Annotated in this window: 15 protein-coding genes and 1 pseudogene; 12 read left to right on the plus strand and 4 right to left on the minus strand. The window is 43.0% G+C overall.

Going from position 1 to position 16,121, the window contains the following annotated elements:
* Window positions 1-21 precede the first annotated feature (21 nt).
* The 9 genes and pseudogenes from B853_RS21005 to B853_RS21045 all read left to right on the plus strand — a co-directional run.
* A pseudogene (locus B853_RS21005) lies at window positions 22-258 on the plus strand (nuclear transport factor 2 family protein); the annotation flags it as partial.
* A gap of 419 nt (window positions 259-677) precedes the next feature.
* A complete protein-coding gene (locus B853_RS21010) occupies window positions 678-1,568 on the plus strand; it encodes a peptidoglycan-binding domain-containing protein (protein ID WP_038886075.1) in 891 nt (296 codons plus the stop codon).
* Complete coding sequence (locus B853_RS21015) at window positions 1,565-2,053, plus strand: hypothetical protein (RefSeq protein ID WP_038886076.1); 489 nt, start codon at window positions 1,565-1,567, stop codon at window positions 2,051-2,053. Before B853_RS21010 ends, B853_RS21015 begins: the two co-directional genes overlap by 4 nt.
* A 218-nt stretch (window positions 2,054-2,271) precedes the next feature.
* Window positions 2,272-3,000 carry an arginine ABC transporter ATP-binding protein ArtP gene (gene artP, locus B853_RS21020; protein ID WP_010451570.1) on the plus strand — a complete coding sequence of 243 codons (729 nt, stop codon included), beginning with the start codon at window positions 2,272-2,274 and terminating at the stop codon, window positions 2,998-3,000.
* 88 nt (window positions 3,001-3,088) lie between these two features.
* Window positions 3,089-3,820 carry an arginine ABC transporter substrate-binding protein gene (locus B853_RS21025; RefSeq protein ID WP_005443853.1) on the plus strand — a complete coding sequence of 244 codons (732 nt, stop codon included), beginning with the start codon at window positions 3,089-3,091 and terminating at the stop codon, window positions 3,818-3,820.
* A gap of 1 nt (window position 3,821) precedes the next feature.
* Entirely contained in the window at window positions 3,822-4,511 is a 690-nt protein-coding gene (gene artQ / locus B853_RS21030) for an arginine ABC transporter permease ArtQ (protein WP_038886077.1), read from the plus strand.
* Entirely contained in the window at window positions 4,508-5,176 is a 669-nt protein-coding gene (artM, locus tag B853_RS21035; protein WP_038886078.1) for an arginine ABC transporter permease ArtM, read from the plus strand. Before artQ ends, artM begins: the two co-directional genes overlap by 4 nt.
* A 159-nt stretch (window positions 5,177-5,335) precedes the next feature.
* Entirely contained in the window at window positions 5,336-6,529 is a 1,194-nt protein-coding gene (locus B853_RS21040; RefSeq protein WP_128827001.1) for an ISL3 family transposase, read from the plus strand.
* Window positions 6,530-6,606: 77 nt separating this feature from the next.
* Complete coding sequence (locus B853_RS21045; RefSeq protein WP_038888075.1) at window positions 6,607-7,179, plus strand: dioxygenase family protein; 573 nt, start codon at window positions 6,607-6,609, stop codon at window positions 7,177-7,179.
* Between the two features lie 9 nt (window positions 7,180-7,188).
* Here B853_RS21045 and B853_RS21050 read toward each other — a convergent pair whose 3' ends face one another.
* Window positions 7,189-8,019, minus strand: coding sequence for a LysR family transcriptional regulator (locus tag B853_RS21050; RefSeq protein ID WP_038888073.1), 831 nt, complete (start codon window positions 8,017-8,019; stop codon window positions 7,189-7,191).
* Between the two features lie 118 nt (window positions 8,020-8,137).
* Here B853_RS21050 and B853_RS21055 point away from each other — a divergent pair, with 118 nt between their 5' ends.
* Together B853_RS21055 and B853_RS21060 are read left to right on the plus strand one after the other, a co-directional pair.
* Window positions 8,138-8,785, plus strand: coding sequence for a glutathione S-transferase family protein (locus B853_RS21055; RefSeq protein ID WP_038888071.1), 648 nt, complete (start codon window positions 8,138-8,140; stop codon window positions 8,783-8,785).
* A gap of 276 nt (window positions 8,786-9,061) precedes the next feature.
* Window positions 9,062-10,450 (plus strand): alpha/beta hydrolase domain-containing protein, encoded by a 1,389-nt coding sequence (locus B853_RS21060; RefSeq protein ID WP_128827002.1) that lies wholly within the window; start codon window positions 9,062-9,064, stop codon window positions 10,448-10,450.
* A gap of 189 nt (window positions 10,451-10,639) precedes the next feature.
* On the opposite strand, the gene B853_RS21065 is transcribed toward B853_RS21060, so the two are convergent.
* The 3 genes from B853_RS21065 to B853_RS21075 form a co-directional block, all read right to left on the minus strand.
* Window positions 10,640-12,289, minus strand: a complete 1,650-nt coding sequence (locus B853_RS21065; RefSeq protein WP_038888068.1) for an ABC transporter substrate-binding protein — start codon at window positions 12,287-12,289, stop codon at window positions 10,640-10,642.
* Between the two features lie 386 nt (window positions 12,290-12,675).
* Complete coding sequence (locus B853_RS21070) at window positions 12,676-13,293, minus strand: OmpA family protein (protein ID WP_038887758.1); 618 nt, start codon at window positions 13,291-13,293, stop codon at window positions 12,676-12,678.
* 5 nt (window positions 13,294-13,298) lie between these two features.
* Entirely contained in the window at window positions 13,299-14,606 is a 1,308-nt protein-coding gene (locus B853_RS21075) for a TolC family outer membrane protein (protein WP_038887760.1), read from the minus strand.
* A 369-nt stretch (window positions 14,607-14,975) separates the two neighbouring features.
* Here B853_RS21075 and B853_RS21080 point away from each other — a divergent pair, with 369 nt between their 5' ends.
* Window positions 14,976-16,022, plus strand: a complete 1,047-nt coding sequence (locus B853_RS21080; protein WP_249027431.1) for a VCBS domain-containing protein — start codon at window positions 14,976-14,978, stop codon at window positions 16,020-16,022.
* The last annotated feature ends 99 nt before the right edge of the window (window positions 16,023-16,121 follow it).

The following is a 16,121-nucleotide window of genomic DNA, read 5'->3' on the forward strand; positions in this document are numbered from 1 at the left end:
TGCATGACGAAGGAGAATCAAATGAGCACCATGCAAATCGCTATAGAGGAGAATAAGCGCAATGCCATTGCCTTCTATGAGATAGCATATCGAGGAAAGCTGAGAAAAGCGGTCGAGCTGTACGTGGGGGATGACTACATTCAGCACAATCCGTTGGTGGAGCCATTTATCGCTTATTTCGAGCGGATGCAGGAAGAGTATCCCAACAAAGACATTACGTTTGCTCGCGCAGTCGCAGAGGGGAATTTGGTAGCACTCCTTTGATATTGACGGCAGGGAAGCTATCTTTCAGACATAGGTTTTTACGCTGCCATCGTGTGTTGTGGCTAGAGTCCAGTCAGATGGGACATGCCTGTTTACGGTTTGATCTTTGATCATAGCTTGCGTTCTATTTTTTGATGAATTCTTTATAAGACGAATACGCTAAGAAAATCAGATTTATACAAAATGAGTCCTGCTTGTCTCAATGTTGAGCCTTGAATAATTGAGGAAATGCTCTTTGCGATTTTTTCTCAGAATGAGAGGCGCTCATTGATTTAGAACGGTATGAGAATAAGAGAATTATAAATTACATGGACGTTCATTTTTAAAGGAAGTAAGCCGAAGAGTTTGCTGTCATTTTTTTCAATGATGATGTCTTTTAATAGACTGAATTAAATAACTTTTCAGGAAATACGATGAAACTAATTAATTCAGTTGGTGTTGATGGGATCAACAATAAAAAGGATGTAGAGCTTGTGCAAATACTGTTGAATTCTGCGTCCTCTGAAGTGAGCTTGGAAGTGGACGGAAAATGCGGTAAGAAAACAAAAAGCGCAATAGTTTCCTATCAAAGGAAGATCATGCCTAAATGGAAGCCCGACGGAAGAGTTGATCCAAACGGCAGAACCTTTAGAGAATTGACAATGTATTATTCTAGTGAAGAAAAAGACAGAATTAACAAAGCTCGGTACCTAGGGACGAAGCCAACTCCTTCTCAAACAAAATCTCGAATAGATCTTTCACGCTTCAAGGTGACATATAAAGCTTCTCTTAATTCAGAGAAGAGGATTGTAAGTAATTATGCTATCAAAATTATTAAGTTAGCTCTTGCTAGAGCCGGGCTAAGGAATGCTGTTGTTACCAGTACTTTCCGGTTTCCCGTCGAACAAGCTTCAATAATGTATAGAAATGCGGAGATAAGCCTGAAAAGACAAAAGCAATTATATGGGAAAAATGGTGACCTTGTCCTTGATGTTTATGAAAGAAACCGATCCAAGGCGAAGGCAGAAGTTATTGGAATGATGGTGGAAAAAATAGAAGAATTGTCTCATAAAGGTCAATTTGTCTCGAAGCACTGTGCAACTATTGAACAGTACAAAAAGTACAACGTAATCGACATTGGATTGAACTCGACCAGAGCAGTCAATACGAGCACCTTTCATGCCGAAAAGTTGACAGAGTCTCTCCGTGTTTTGCAGCAAGATGGTTACATAAACCGCTTTATTGATGAAACGAGAAAGTCAAACCAGTGTTGGCATATAGAAATTGTTCCAAACTCCAAAAAACTAGAGGTGTACTTCTCATGATTCGACTCTATGCCTTCTTTTTTTTGACGATAATATTCTCCAGTTACACTCTTGCATGCGATAAAAGGTGGAGTGACTTCTCAGTAAAAAATTATGTTGAGCCGATAACTGTGAGTTTCAAAGATATTAAAACCGATGAACAAGTTGAACGTTATTATTACGTTTTTCCGGATGGCGATTTGATTATTTTTGAGAGCAGGTATTGTCTCATAAATAACTTCAACTTTAGTTATCAAAGCTCTGACGTGAACAATGAGCGTGTTGTGATTCGTATGAACCAATTGTTGAAACAGATTGCAGGCATGTATGACTTGAACTTCGAATCTAACTTTGTGAAGAGTTGGCTTGAAGGAATGCCGCGTCTATATACTGAAGTCTCTTCGAAAACTGAAAACATAGATGTAGCAAGCGACATAAACAGCGATGAAAATCAGTTGCTCCCTTTCCAGGCAACACTTTCAATCAGCATTGGTGGATTAGACTAAATAGAGTTTCCATTGGACTGATAAGCCAGCTTAGTCGCTGGCTTTTTTGATCAACAAATACCGTTAAAACCCCACTGATTACACCAGTGAGATACTCTGCAGTGTTGGTTGTTTCTTATACAAAAAATTAACAATCTAAATTTTTATACATTTTTATTGCATAAAATCTCTGTCTTGGTAGTATAAATCCCAAGTGACAATTAATGCAGTATGGCAGCATGAGTATTCAAGTTAAAAGTATCAATAAGTCTTACGGCGATACCCAAGTTCTACACGATGTCAGTTTTAATTGTGAAAGCGGTGAAACGCTGGTGTTACTCGGTCCAAGTGGTGCAGGGAAGAGCTCTCTACTACGTGTTCTTAACCTTCTTGAAGGTGCGGATAATGGCCAGTTAAACATCGCTGATGACGCATTCGACTTTTCAACTGAAATCAAAGAGAAGCAAGGTTTAGCGCTTCGTCGTAAAGTGGGCATGGTGTTCCAACAGTACAACCTATGGCCGCACATGACAGTGATGGAGAACCTGATTGAGGCTCCGGTAAAAGTCTCTGGCATGGATAAAGAAGAAGCGAAGAAGCAGGCAATGCAAATTCTGGCGACGCTGCATTTGGCAGACAAAGCGGATGCATGGCCGATGCAACTTTCTGGTGGTCAACAGCAACGTGTGGCGATTGCTCGAGCACTGATGATGAAACCAGAAGTCTTGCTTTTTGATGAGCCTACCGCAGCGCTCGACCCTGAGATTACAAATCAAGTGGTTAAGATCATTAACGATTTAAGCGAAACCGGCATCACTCAAGTCGTTGTTACTCACGAAGTCGATTTTGCTAAAAAGATTGCTAGTCACGTTCTGTACCTCGAGAGAGGACATATTGTGGAGCATGGCACGCATGACGCGTTTGTTAACCCGCAAACCACTCAGTTTGCTGATTACCTAAATCACTAAATTACGTTTTTAAAGTTCAGTCTATTTAACAGATAAGCTCGGCTGTCATTGCGAGTGTCAGCCCACTAAGTACACACGGAGTATTGCAATGAAAAAGATTCTACTAGCTTCACTAATCGGCCTTGTCTCAGCGAACGCAGCAGCACAAGAAGAGATCAAATTTGCGATGGAAGCGACTTACGCACCGTTCGAATACATGGATGAAAACAACCAAATCCAAGGTTTTGATGTGGATCTGGCGAACGCACTATGTAAAGAAATGGAAGCAAAATGTACCTTCCACAACCAGTCTTTTGACAGCCTGATCCCTGCATTAAAATTCAAGCGTTATGATGCGGCTATCTCTGCAATGGATATTACTGATGCACGTTTGGAGCAAGTGAACTTTTCTGACCCTTACTACGACAACTCAGCAGCGTTTGTTTCTATCAAAGAAAAAGTGGCTGATCAAAAAGCACTAGAAGGTAAGCGTGTTGGTGTTCAAAACGGTTCAACACACCAAAGTTACCTGATTGAGCAAATGCCGGGCGTAACCGCGGTTCCTTACTCAAGCTACCAAGACGCGTTCATCGATATGAAAAATGGTCGTATTGATTCTGTATTCGGTGACACAGCAGTCGTAGCAGAATGGTTCAAGAAAGAAGACAACCTAGCTTACGTGGGTGAGCACGTCACTAACCCTAAATACTTCGGTAACGGTTTCGGTATCGCAGTAAACAAAGGTAACGACGAGCTAGTGAACAAGCTGAACACAGCACTGAAAACAGTGAAAGCAAACGGCGAATACGACGTAATCTACAACAAGTACTTCGGTAAGTAATATGGCACTAACGGGTTACTCTTTATCGCTTGTTCAAGCTAGTTGGATGACTGTCCAGCTAGCCTTCACAAGCCTATTAGTCGGTTTGATTCTGGCAGTGGTATTCGCCAGTGGTGAAATGTCTCGCCGCGTTTTCGTTAAATGGCCAATGACGGCGTTTGTGACGATTGTACGTGGCTTGCCAGAAATCCTTGTCGTGTTGTTCATCTATTTTGGTTCGACGCAGGTTCTGTTTTTAATCACCGGAGACTTTATAGAGGTTAGCCCGTTCTTGTCTGGCGTGGTTGCGTTGTCATTGATCTTCGCTTCCTACGCTTCTCAAACCTTACGTGGTGCGTTGAAAGCTGTCGGAAGAGGGCAAAGAGAGGCAGCAAGTGCACTCGGCATCAGTCAAACACACGCTTTTGTTCGCATTGTTTTGCCTCAAGCTGTAAGACACGCACTACCAGGCTTAACTAACCAATGGTTGGTTCTGCTGAAAGATACCGCACTTGTATCACTGATCGGTGTAACGGATTTGCTGAAACAAGCGCAGCTAACATCAGCAGCTACGCACGAGGCTTTCACTTGGTACGCAACAGCTGCAGCAATTTATTTAGTCATTACACTCATTACTCAACGTGCTGTAAAACTGATTGATAAGAAGTTCTCAATTCAAGGTATGAGTATGGGACAGGAGGCTACCGCATGAACGAACAACACGTTTGGCAAATGCTGGATGGCTTAGGCACTAGCCTTCAATTAACCGCCGCTTCCTTGGTTGTGGGTTGTCTCTTAGCTCTGATGATGACGCTGACTCTGATCCTACGTACTCCGGGTTTGCATTGGGTAAGTCGTGGCATCATCACCTTGTTCACTGGTACGCCTTTGTTGGTGCAGATCTTCTTGGTGTATTACGGTCCGGGTCAGTTTGATGCAGTAAGAGAAAGTGTATTCTGGACATGGTTAAGCCAACCTTGGTTTTGCGCGATGTTAGCGTTAGCGCTTAATACTGCGGCGTACAGCACTCAGTTGTTCAAAGGAGCGTTTAACGCGATTCCTTCCGGTCAATGGCAAGCGTGTCGTGCTCTGGGTATGAACAAAACTGCAACGCTGAAAGTGCTGCTGCCATACGCCATTCGTCGTGCTGTTCCAGCTTACTCGAACGAAGTGATTTTGGTGTTCAAAGGCACGTCACTGGCTAGTACCATAACGATTATGGATTTGATGGGTTATGCGCAGCGTATTAATGCACAAACCTACGATACGTTGACAGTATTTGGTATTGCAGGAGCGTTCTATTTAGGTGTGAATGGTATCCTTACACTGATATTCCGTCAGGTAGAGAAGAAAGCGTTAGCGTTCGAAGCTGCATAAGACTGTCCTTATAAATTTGATTTCACTTCGCCTCTGTGGATGATTCTCTCGCAGGGGCTTTTTTTAGGTTCATCGCGGATAAGCGGGAACTGAAAACAAAAACGGTAGTAAGTGATAGAGTTTTATCGCCAAACAAAACCAACACAAACTACCGTTTTCATGTCGAATCATACTTTCCTATCTTCATTCTGGGAAGGCTTTCATATAGTAAAGTCTCATCAGACTGCGTCATTAATAAAGCTCACTCTCAAACCTAACTCTATCGCTAAGTGTCCTTGTGGGCTTAAAGCTCAAGCCGTACATGAGTATCAATGGCGTAACGTGAAGGAAGCCACACTGCTAGGAGTTCCCGTTGAACTGTCCGTTCAAACCCGGCGCATCAAGTGCAGCCACTGCGGCATTAAAACAGAACGACTATCTTGGTTGGAACCTTATGCTCGTATCACTAACCGCCTACGAGGCTATATAGAGCAGTTGTTGCCCCTGCTACCAATTAAACATATAGCCCAAGTGACAGGCGTTCATTGGCACACAATCAAAGAGATAGATAAACGTCGGCTTCAACAGGTAGTACCGCAAGTTAAATGGGGTGAATTAAGGCAACTCGTCATGGACGAGTTTGCTATTTTTAAAGGACACCGCTATGCAACAGTCATTGCTGATGCGAAAAGTCATCAGGTTATCTGGATAGGACTAGGTCGTAGCCACAAGGATATTCGACCGTTCTTTGAACAATTAGGTGAGCACGGAAAAAATATCGAAGCAGTAGCAATGGATATGAATACAGCTTTTGACCTTGAAGTCCAAGAGCATTGCCCAAATGCCCGTATCGTTTACGACTTGTTCCATGTTGTTGCTAAGTTCGGTCGCGAAGTGATGGATAGAGTCAGAGTCGACCAAGCCAATAAATTAAGGCAGGATAAAAAAGCAAGGCAATGGGTCAAGCGTTCGCGCTGGGTATTATTGAAAAATAAGGATAATTTAAATACACAACAGGAAAGCTACCTCACTGAAATATTGAATATGAATCGGGACTTGATGACAACCTACTTACTGGGTGCGCAATTAAAGGAACTGTGGCGTTGTGAGTCTGAACTTCAGGCTAAAAACCTATGGCAGGTATGGTGGGAGCAAGTGAATGAGAGTGGAATTAAGCCGCTCAAAGAGTTCGCTCGAAAGCTCCGTCCATATCTTCATGGGATTACTGCTTCAGCAAACTACCCGCTGAATACCTGTACGCTTGAAGGGATAAATAACAAGATAAAGTTAATCAAGCGGATGGGATATGGCTATCGAGACACCGATTACTTCTTCTTAAAGATAAAAGCGGCTTTCCCCGGAAAGCCGCGATGAACCTTTTTTTATATTGGTCGTGGCAAATCGCTCAAGTTTCACCAAACTTAACTCAGTGTATTTGAATTGGTGACACGATGGAACGACGACACTTTTTGGCGCTTTGGACCCTGATCTTTGCACCCAGTTTAAAAGCGAAAACGCCAATGCAACCAACTCCTGAACAAGCAGAAGGTCCATTTTATCCGGTTGTTCGGATTCCTCTTCGATCAAATTTAGTTATTCAGACTCAAGGATTAATCGGGGAGCCCCTCATATTGCAAGGGAAAGTATTGGATACAACAGGAAACCCTGTCTCTGGCATCAAAGTAGAAATCTGGCAATGCGATGGGCAGGGTATTTACGATCATCCCAAGCAGCCAAATAACGATAAGTTTGATGCTCACTTTGCAGGCTTTGGCGCGGCAGAAACCCAATCGGATGGTCGCTACTTGTTTCAGACCTTGTACCCTGTACCTTATGCTTCTCGCCCACCGCACATTCACGTTAAGTTGTGGCGAGGTAATCAAGAACTTCTGACCACTCAGTTGTACTTAAAAGGCAATACTGGTGATGAATGGTGGGGTGGCAAAGCTCGTGATTATCTGCAGTTTGAAACCATGCGAATCGACGGACGGTTAACGGGCGAATTTAACTTTGTGATTGGCTAGAGAATCCTGTTAAGCCATTAATTCAACCAGTTGCGCCAAGCATTCTTTATCCAGTATTGGATGAGGCTCAACGCCCGTTACCAGCACAATATCCACGGAAGGCAGCGATGGCATATCGTCTAAGATCTTAAGATCCTCACTAACGCTAATACTTCCCATGGCGCCGACTGCCATTCCTGAACGTACAATCGCTCGTTGTGCAGAAGCCGTATTGCAACATGCCAGTAGTTGATAAGGAGTACCACGTTTGGTTAACCCGTCTACCGCTGCCGCATGGTATTTGCAGTCGGTTTGGAATAGGGCGAGAGGGAGAGTTTGGGCGTTCTTGATATCAAAATCAGGATGAGCAATCCACACGCCTTTGTCACTTGCTAGCCAGTAACCTTCTTCACTGTCTGGCGCTCTTGTCACAATCGCCGCGTCTAGCTTTCCTTCATCAAGTTTTTCTCTCAAGGTGATGCTTGGCTCACTGAAGACTTGAATAGAACATGTGGGTTCAGATTGCTGCAATACGCGGATGACTTTAGGCAGGATATTGTCGTTGTAATCTTCAGGGCAACCTAAGCGAAGAGGGCGCTTGTTTTCATAACGTTTCACTTGTTTCAGCGCTTGATTGTGTAAGCTGACTAGTTGCTCTGCATGAGAGCGTAGTGCCAATCCCGCTTCACTCAGTACGAGGTTACGGCCTTCTTTTTCAAACAAACTGACGCTGAGCTCGTCTTCCAGCTTACGCATTTGTGCACTAAACGCTGATTGGGTGCGATTGATCTGCTTGGCTGCACGAGTGAAACTTCCCGTTTCTACAAAAGCAAGAAAGCTGCGTAACGCATCGATATCCATATCTAAAACTCATCCATCGTTTTTGTTGAAGTGTTCCATCAAAACTATCCGTTAGTCCCCTTAAACACAATCAGATATTGTGAATGGGTACTCAAAACACGAACCGCATGGAGGCGTCATGAAACTGTTTATTGCTAACCAAAACTACTCAAGCTGGTCACTGCGTGCATGGCTGATCTTTTCTCAATTCAAATTGAATGTGGAAGTCACCAAGCTGAAGTTGTTCACGGAAGATTTTTACAAGACCTTGGAAGGTATTACACCAACGGCGAAAGTACCGACCTTGGTGGATGGCGATGCAACAGTGTGGGATTCATTAGCGATTTTGGAATACGTTAACGAGCAATACTTACAAGGTAAAGCGTGGCCAAGCAACTCCGCAGAACGAGCTAAAGCACGCGCTATTGCATCAGAAATGCATTCGGGTTTCTTTGATTTAAGAAACGAACTACCAATGAACATCCGCGCGCGCAGAAAAGTCGATTTAACGGATGGTGCGCGTAAGGATATTGCGCGTATTGATGCTATCTGGGCAGAGCAAACCAAGCTGCATCCAGACGGTTGGTTATTTGGAGAATGGTCTATCGCCGATGCCATGTATGCTCCGGTGGCATTACGTTTCCAAACTTACGGTATCGAGTTATCGGAAGGTGCCAAAGCCTACCAACAGAAGGTACTAGCAAGTGAATCTTTACAGCAATGGTTGGAAGAGGCGAGCCCAGAAACGGATATCGTAGAAGAAGATGAAGCAGGGGTAGAGGTCTAAAAAATCGTGTGTGAGAAGTAGTTGGTCGATATGGGCACTGAAGCCACATTGTTTCGTGGCTTCAGAACTCGCATGGCTGTTGCAGAAACAAGCTATCATTAGAGATGTCAGGCATAAAGGTGGTATCCCGAGTAATAAGCACAATCCCGAGGTGGTTGGGCGTATCTTGTTGTTAAAAATAAAAATATAGATACGTCAACGAAAGTAAATCTACTTCGATGGAGGATTGGTATGCGACGACTTACTTTTAGGAACATCGCTATTGGATTGTTATTAATGATTCAATCCATGGCGCATGCTTCGACGCTAAATGATGTGGATATACAAGAACAAGACGTTGGGAATAAACCGTATTATGTGATTTCCGCTATGTTTGCGGGGGAGGTTGAAGAGCCTAGCCAAACAAGCTCACCGTTTAGTGTCCCTGTCTCTTTAATGATTCCGAAGCAAAGCTGTAATCAGGTTGCGATTGTTGATGTTGTGAACAGCGTGCTTTTTGAATTCCCACCCACACCACTTGGTTACATCACGTTAAATATTGGACAAATAATACTCGGAGAAAACTTCATTTCGGGGAGAGGTGAAAATAGTTTTATTTATGCGAGCGTTATTTGGGATAAAAACGTGGTAGACCAGACGAGTGGAACGATCGTCAAGGGGACGGATGGTTATAGCATCTTGCGACAGTTTGCTCATTTTTTAAAAACGAATGAGGTCGTTTCCATGTTGCAGCTCGAAACTGACTGCGAAATAAAACAAACGATTGGTTTCGGTTGGTCGCAAACTGGTAAGTTGCTAGCGACCATGCTAACGGAAGAGCTCAATGGGAGCATAGAAAATCCCGCCTTTGATGGCTTGTTCCTTGGTGTCGCTGGTGGCATTTGTCGTCATTTAATTAATGATGTGTTTCCTTGGCGATATACTTCTTGTGCAAAAGTGCCTAATAAGCATGTCCCGACGGTCGCTTATAATACACAAAGTGAAACAGAACTTGCTCGCGGAGATGGCAAGTTAAGAAACTCAACGTCGAGCTTAAGTGTTTATGAGTACGCTGGTCTGGCTCATATTGATAAGCAGTTTTTGCCATTTGAAGTGTTGTTTGGTGGGTTAGGGTTCAACTTTAAGCAAAACCCAATTTCTGTTGCGCCTTCCGTTAGAGCCGCGTTTTGGAATCTATATTTGAAAGTAAAAGATGACGTCCCAACACCGAAAAGTCGTACGCTTTTTTCAAAGCCGGATCCTCAGACATTCGTTTCGTTCTTGGATCTAAGAGGGGATGACTCTCTATTGAGTTGGAGTGGTGGCCAGGTTTACATCACTGATTCGAATAGAGATGGCTTCGCCGAAGGCGGGATACGCCTCCCTCACATGCCTAGTTCAAAGCAAAGTCCATTCTCATCTATGCTGGGTGCTCCACTGGGTATCTATGGCGGTATTGATTATGACTATGCCGGAGGGCCTGGGATATTCTTTGCTAACGGTGGGACATTTTTAGAATATGACGACGAAACACTACTAATGCTTTATCCAACTAAGCAAGCGTACATCCAAAGAGTCGTTTTATCGGTTTGGTCCTTGATCTTTGAGCGCTATCTTTTGGTTGAAGACGGAATGATGCTCATAGAGCAAGCTGAGGCATTGCAATTGCCGATATGGGAGCCTTAGGTTTTCGTAAGTAGGCGGTATGCTATGCCACGGCTTCAAGGTCGTTGTAATGCTTAGATACAATCTTCACTTCGACGTTGCGAGCGTGATATTTAAACAGTATCACGCTCGTCGTTTTGTGTGTTTTTAAGAGAGTGGTGATATCTCAAGAAAACAGAAATATGACTTGGGCATCAGCGGTTAGCTTTCTCAGGAATTTATCCTTAGCTTATAGAAATCACTGTATCCAGACTTACGTATTTGTATGCCAGACACTCCTTTTTGACAGGTCACTTGTTCTTGGCCCCAAAATAGCGGCAAGATGCTAGCGCTATGCCTCAATGTGGCCAGTACTTCTACTAATCGTCCTTTGTGTGCTCCTTGAGAGATAGCAGTGTGTACAGCATCAAAGTGTTGATCAAACTCATCTGGGTCAAAGATAAAACGAATACCAGTGCCTGTAAGCAACCATTCGTATGCACCGTATTCTAATGGCGGCTCAATGAGATCTTCAATCATCAGCAGATCTGCACTTTCTTTTACGAGCTGGGGTTTACTTGCATCAGATAATTCTACGAACTCTACGTTTAACCCTGTTTGACGAATTAAAGCTACTAGCCAATTGCTCATTTTTTCTAGGTATTTGATGGTCCATTTTGGGTGCGCTAACACAACAGTGCCTGTCAACTTTGGCACATCACTCGTTGGTGCTGACGCTCCAAGCATCTCCATTACATCTAAGTCACTATTGGCAGCAAATTCAAATCGGCGACTTTCTATAAAGGTAAATAACTGTTGCCACGTTTGATCGCTAATTGAACAGCTGGAACGACGGTTATGTGCCAAATAAGAAAAAGCTTGGATCGTGTAACTTTCATTATCATCAGAGTCTAGGTTGTAACTAAGATGCTTATCGAGATCTTCTCCCTGATGGGAGAGGGTAATTTGGTCTAATAGTGCTTTCTTAGCGAAGTAATGATGGTGCTTTTTCATCACTATTTTATCTTCTTCCCAGTACTCTAGCTTAAATGGGCCTGTACCAATTGCCACACTTCTTTGATGACTAAAGGCTTTTTGGCGTCTGGAAGCGATAGATGCGTTCGCGGTAGCGAGGCAGTAGATAAATAAGGGGTTCTCCTGAACAAGCTCGATGCAGATAGCTTGTTTTATATCATCAAAGCTAATTTTGGTGACTTGTTGAAACAACCTTTTTACAGGACCGTCAGTTGTTACTAACTGCTCCAGTGCAATGATGACATCTTTAGCTTCGAGTATGAGACCATCGTGGCTTAGGATATCTGGGCGAAGCCAAATATAGATATACTTACCTTCAGCTTGGTAATCACAGGCTAGGTGGGGTTTTAATTGACCATTAGAATCAATAGTGAATAGGGTATCATAAATGCTTCGTATGACTTGGAGCTCTGAAAAGCGATATGTCACTGATGGATTGAGTTCATTGACCCAAGGGTATTGGCTAATGATAAGAGAATTTGCGTTCTGATTTTCTTGTGCTGCTTCAGCCATTGCTTGGCTGAGTGCACTTGCTGCAACCGTTTTATACGTTTCTAGGTATTTAGGGATAGCATCGAAGTTACCAGTGCTAATTTCATGGTGGATAGTTCTATACAGGGCTTGGTGCATAGAAATCATAACCTTGAGAGTACTAGCTTTTCCACGGCCACGACCTGGTGTCCAGCTTATCCAACCATAGTCATGTAGCATTTTTATAACGTTGGAAGTATTACGCCGAGAGGTTGCGAATACGGTTTCTAACTCATCTAAGCTTACTTGATGCAATTGCGAATGATTATAATGATTTAATAACTGACTCAATCTGCGAAGGCATGTTTCGGTCATTTTGCAGCGCCATAGTTTGTAAATAGATAGGAATGCGACACTCGACTTTAGTATGTAAAATAACCAACCACTAGTTTTGGATTAGCTAAGACTTCTCACTGTAACTCGTTCGAAAAAGTGCAATCACTTGTTTAAGTGAAATATGTTACTACTATTTTTATCTGACAGCTTTTATTTTTTATAATTAAATAAGTTAATAATATTTTCTAAAGTAAGTTACAACTATATTAATTAGATGGTTCTTAATTTCGTACGGAGCTCAATTCTCTAAATGAATAGTGGTGATTACCTCTAGTTTAAGTCAGTAAAATGTACTGATATCTGTTTTATTGAGTACAAAGGAGATGCCTCTAGCCATTGATGAAAACTGGCCAGAGGCAGGGGTGTTAGTCTACCTTGGGAAAGGTAGTAAATATCGTCCACTCATCTTTAACCATGCCTTTGTGGCCAATGACGGTAGCGGTTACACGACGGTTTAAAGCGTGGCTGACATCATCTGTCCCCAATTTAGCTAAATGGGTATCACCAAAGCCAACAATAGTTAACCTTTCCTCTGAAATGCCTTGCTTAATTAATAGGTTGCGTACGTTACTTGCTCGGCGGCGTGATAGCTCAAGGTTGTAAGCTGCGGTACCAACTTTACTTGCGTAACCCTGTATTTCGATAGAAGTCGTAGGGTACTTCTTAAGGAATGCTGCTAATTCAGTAATCTTACGTTGGAATACTGGATTAATGCTGTCTGAATCATTAGCAAACAAAATCTTAAGTTGATACTGTTCTTCTTTGTTTAGGTAGGTTTCGCAGCCATCATTATCTACTTCGGCACCAACAGGGGTATTCGCACATAGATCACGAGCATTGATTACGCCATCGTTATCTACGTCATGAAGGTCAGCGACTTGAATGTGCTCCGGAGTAGGGATGTAATCGAACTTATCAGTCGCAAATGCACTATTTAGGCTCATTGTTGATAGAGCTAGAAATATTAAGGTATTGTTTTTCATTGTGTTTAGTACTCTACTGGCTGAGTCCATTCTTGCGGAATATCGACGCGCAATGCATCAAGAAGTTTTCCTGTAGAAGTTAGAGTTCGGTATTTAGCGTATTGTTGATCGAACTGCGTTTCGAGGTAGTTTTTGCGGGATTCAAATAGCTCATTTTCAGTATTGAGCAAATCAAGCAATGTACGTTTACCAATGCGGTACTGCTTTTGGTAAGCAACAACGGTGTCTGACATTGAATCAACATGTTGGCTTAGAAAGGTTTTTTGCTTGCCAGTCAATTCTAAAGCACTCCATGAGAGACTAAGCTCTTGCTCAACACTTCGGTAGGCACGTTCACGTAGGTCTTTCGCTTTGTTGAGCTGGTAGGCCATACTATCAGTGTTTGCTGAATCTCTCCCGCCATTATATAGGTTATAGCGGACGCGAAGCATAGCAGTGGTTTCAGAACTGTTACCTTCAATACCTCCTGCATCATCACGCCAGTTTTGTGCTGCTTCAACGGAAACTACTGGATAGTGGTTCGCATCTGCTTGCTGGTACTGGAATCTCGCAGAGTCGACATCTGCTAAAGCTATCTTTATTACTGGGTGGTTTTCAAAAGCCTGATTTTTGGCCTCATCCAAGGAGTCGGGAATAAAGTTTTGGTCTGCGCGTGGAAAGATCAGATCCTGAGGGTTTTCACCCACTAATCGAATAAATGTGGTTTGCGCATCTTTGTAGTTATTTTGTGCAGCTAGTAAATTGCTGTGAGCTTTTGCTAGGCGACCTTCAACTTGAGTCAAATCGGCGACTGAGCCTATTCCCGATTCTGTGCGTTTTTTGATATCAGTATAAATACGCTCGTGCGTATTTAAGTTGCTTTCTGAAAGAGTAATGAACTGCTGTGCCTTAATTACATCCAGATACGCTTTAGCAACTTGTAGGGCAATATTTTGAGCATCAGCAAGCAATTGATAACGTACCGATTCAGCGTCTGCTGATGTGCGATCGATATCGTAAAGAGTTTTAGAACCATCCCAAATCAACTGGCTAAATGTAATTGCAGCTTCTTTACGGGTCATGTCGGTTCTATCTGCGGAGTTCGCTGGATCTATGCCCTCATAACCGATACCTGCGTCTAAATCGATGGTCGGTTTGTATGCACCAGTGGATTGATCAATGATGTAGCGTTTACTCATATATTCATTGAACGCACTTTTGATCTCTGGGTTGGTTGCAAATGTAACCGCTACGGCTTGCTCTAATGTTTGTGCACTGGAATGAAGAGGTATTAACAAACCAAAACAAACAACACTAATACTACTAAGCTTCAAAAGAAGTCTCCCCAAATAATTCGCAACGCTAATTATCTTTAATTTACTGTCTCAATAATGAAACTTTAAGAACCGGATATATTAAAGAAAACGTTTGTATCAAATCTGGCTTGGTTAATTTAAGCCATCATTTTAAAAAATGTAATCGCTGGAACAAAGTCCCTAAAAATAAGCCGCATAACATATGACTTTCTGGGGCAAAATAAAACCACTTTAAAACATGAAACTTATTGTGGGAAAAAGTGCATGTTTTACATTGAACAAATAATGATAAATTATTAACTAAATGTATCACTGCCTGAAATAATTCTCATTGCCTGATTTAGTCAAGGGGAGGGGTTATTTCATCTGTTAAATGGGGTAATAACTTTGGTTGGAAAGTCAAATTCAACGACGGATAAGTATGTTGTAATCGGTAAAGATGGTCATATTAGAGTGGTTGAATCTAAGGAGAACCTACTTCCGGGTGAGATTGTCGTGGAGACGTTGAATGGTGATTCTCTACCTGCGCATGCCTCATTAGAGCGCAGTGATACAAATTCAGATATATCTCCTGAAGTTGAGGAAATCATTAAAGCCGTTGCGCAAGGTGATGACCCTACAGAATTAGGAGAAGAATACGCTACTGCTGCAGGTGAGCAATTAAGTTCTAGCTTAACCAATTCCGGAACGATTGAACGTTCAGGGGCTGAACTTTTGGCAAGTACGTTTTTTGAAACTTCAGGTTTAGACAGTGAGCAGAGCGATACCAATGTTTTGCCTGACGTGCATCGTTCTACTGAAATAGATAGTAGTAATTCCACGGCGTTAATTGATGGTGACGACGTGGGGGCAGTAAGAGAAGACGTAATGCTTACCACAGGTGGCAACCTAAACGTGGATGACCCTGATGCAGGTGAAGCGGTATTCCAACCCCAAACGGACGTTCAAGATGGTAACTGGGGTACTTTCTCTATCGATGAGCAAGGTAACTGGACGTATGAGCTGAACAATGGCCACCCAGACGTGCAAGCGTTGGACGCCGATAGTGATCCGATTATTCGTACCATGACAGTAACATCTGCGGATGGCACGACTCATGACGTGGTTGTGACAATTACGGGCTCAGACGACAAAGCGATCATCACGCCAGATCAACCGGGCGATGACAAAGGCGCGGTTCAAGAAGACGTAACGTTGACCACTGGCGGCAACCTAAACGTGGACGACCCTGATGCAGGTGAAGCTGTCTTTCAACCGCAAACAGGCGTTCAAGATGGCAACTGGGGTACCTTCTCTATCGATGAGCAAGGTAACTGGACGTATACGCTGAACAACAGTCACCCAGACGTGCAAGCGTTAGATGCTGATAGCGAACCGGTTATTCGCACCATGACAGTGACGTCTGCGGATGGTACCACTCATGACGTGGTGTGACGATCACCGGTTCAGACGACAAAGCGGTCATTACGCCAGATCAACCGGGTGATGATAAAGCGCGGTTAAGAAGACGTAACGCTGACCACTGGCGCAACT

Source organism: Vibrio rotiferianus CAIM 577 = LMG 21460 (assembly GCF_002741985.1).
GTDB lineage: Bacteria > Pseudomonadota > Gammaproteobacteria > Enterobacterales > Vibrionaceae > Vibrio > Vibrio rotiferianus.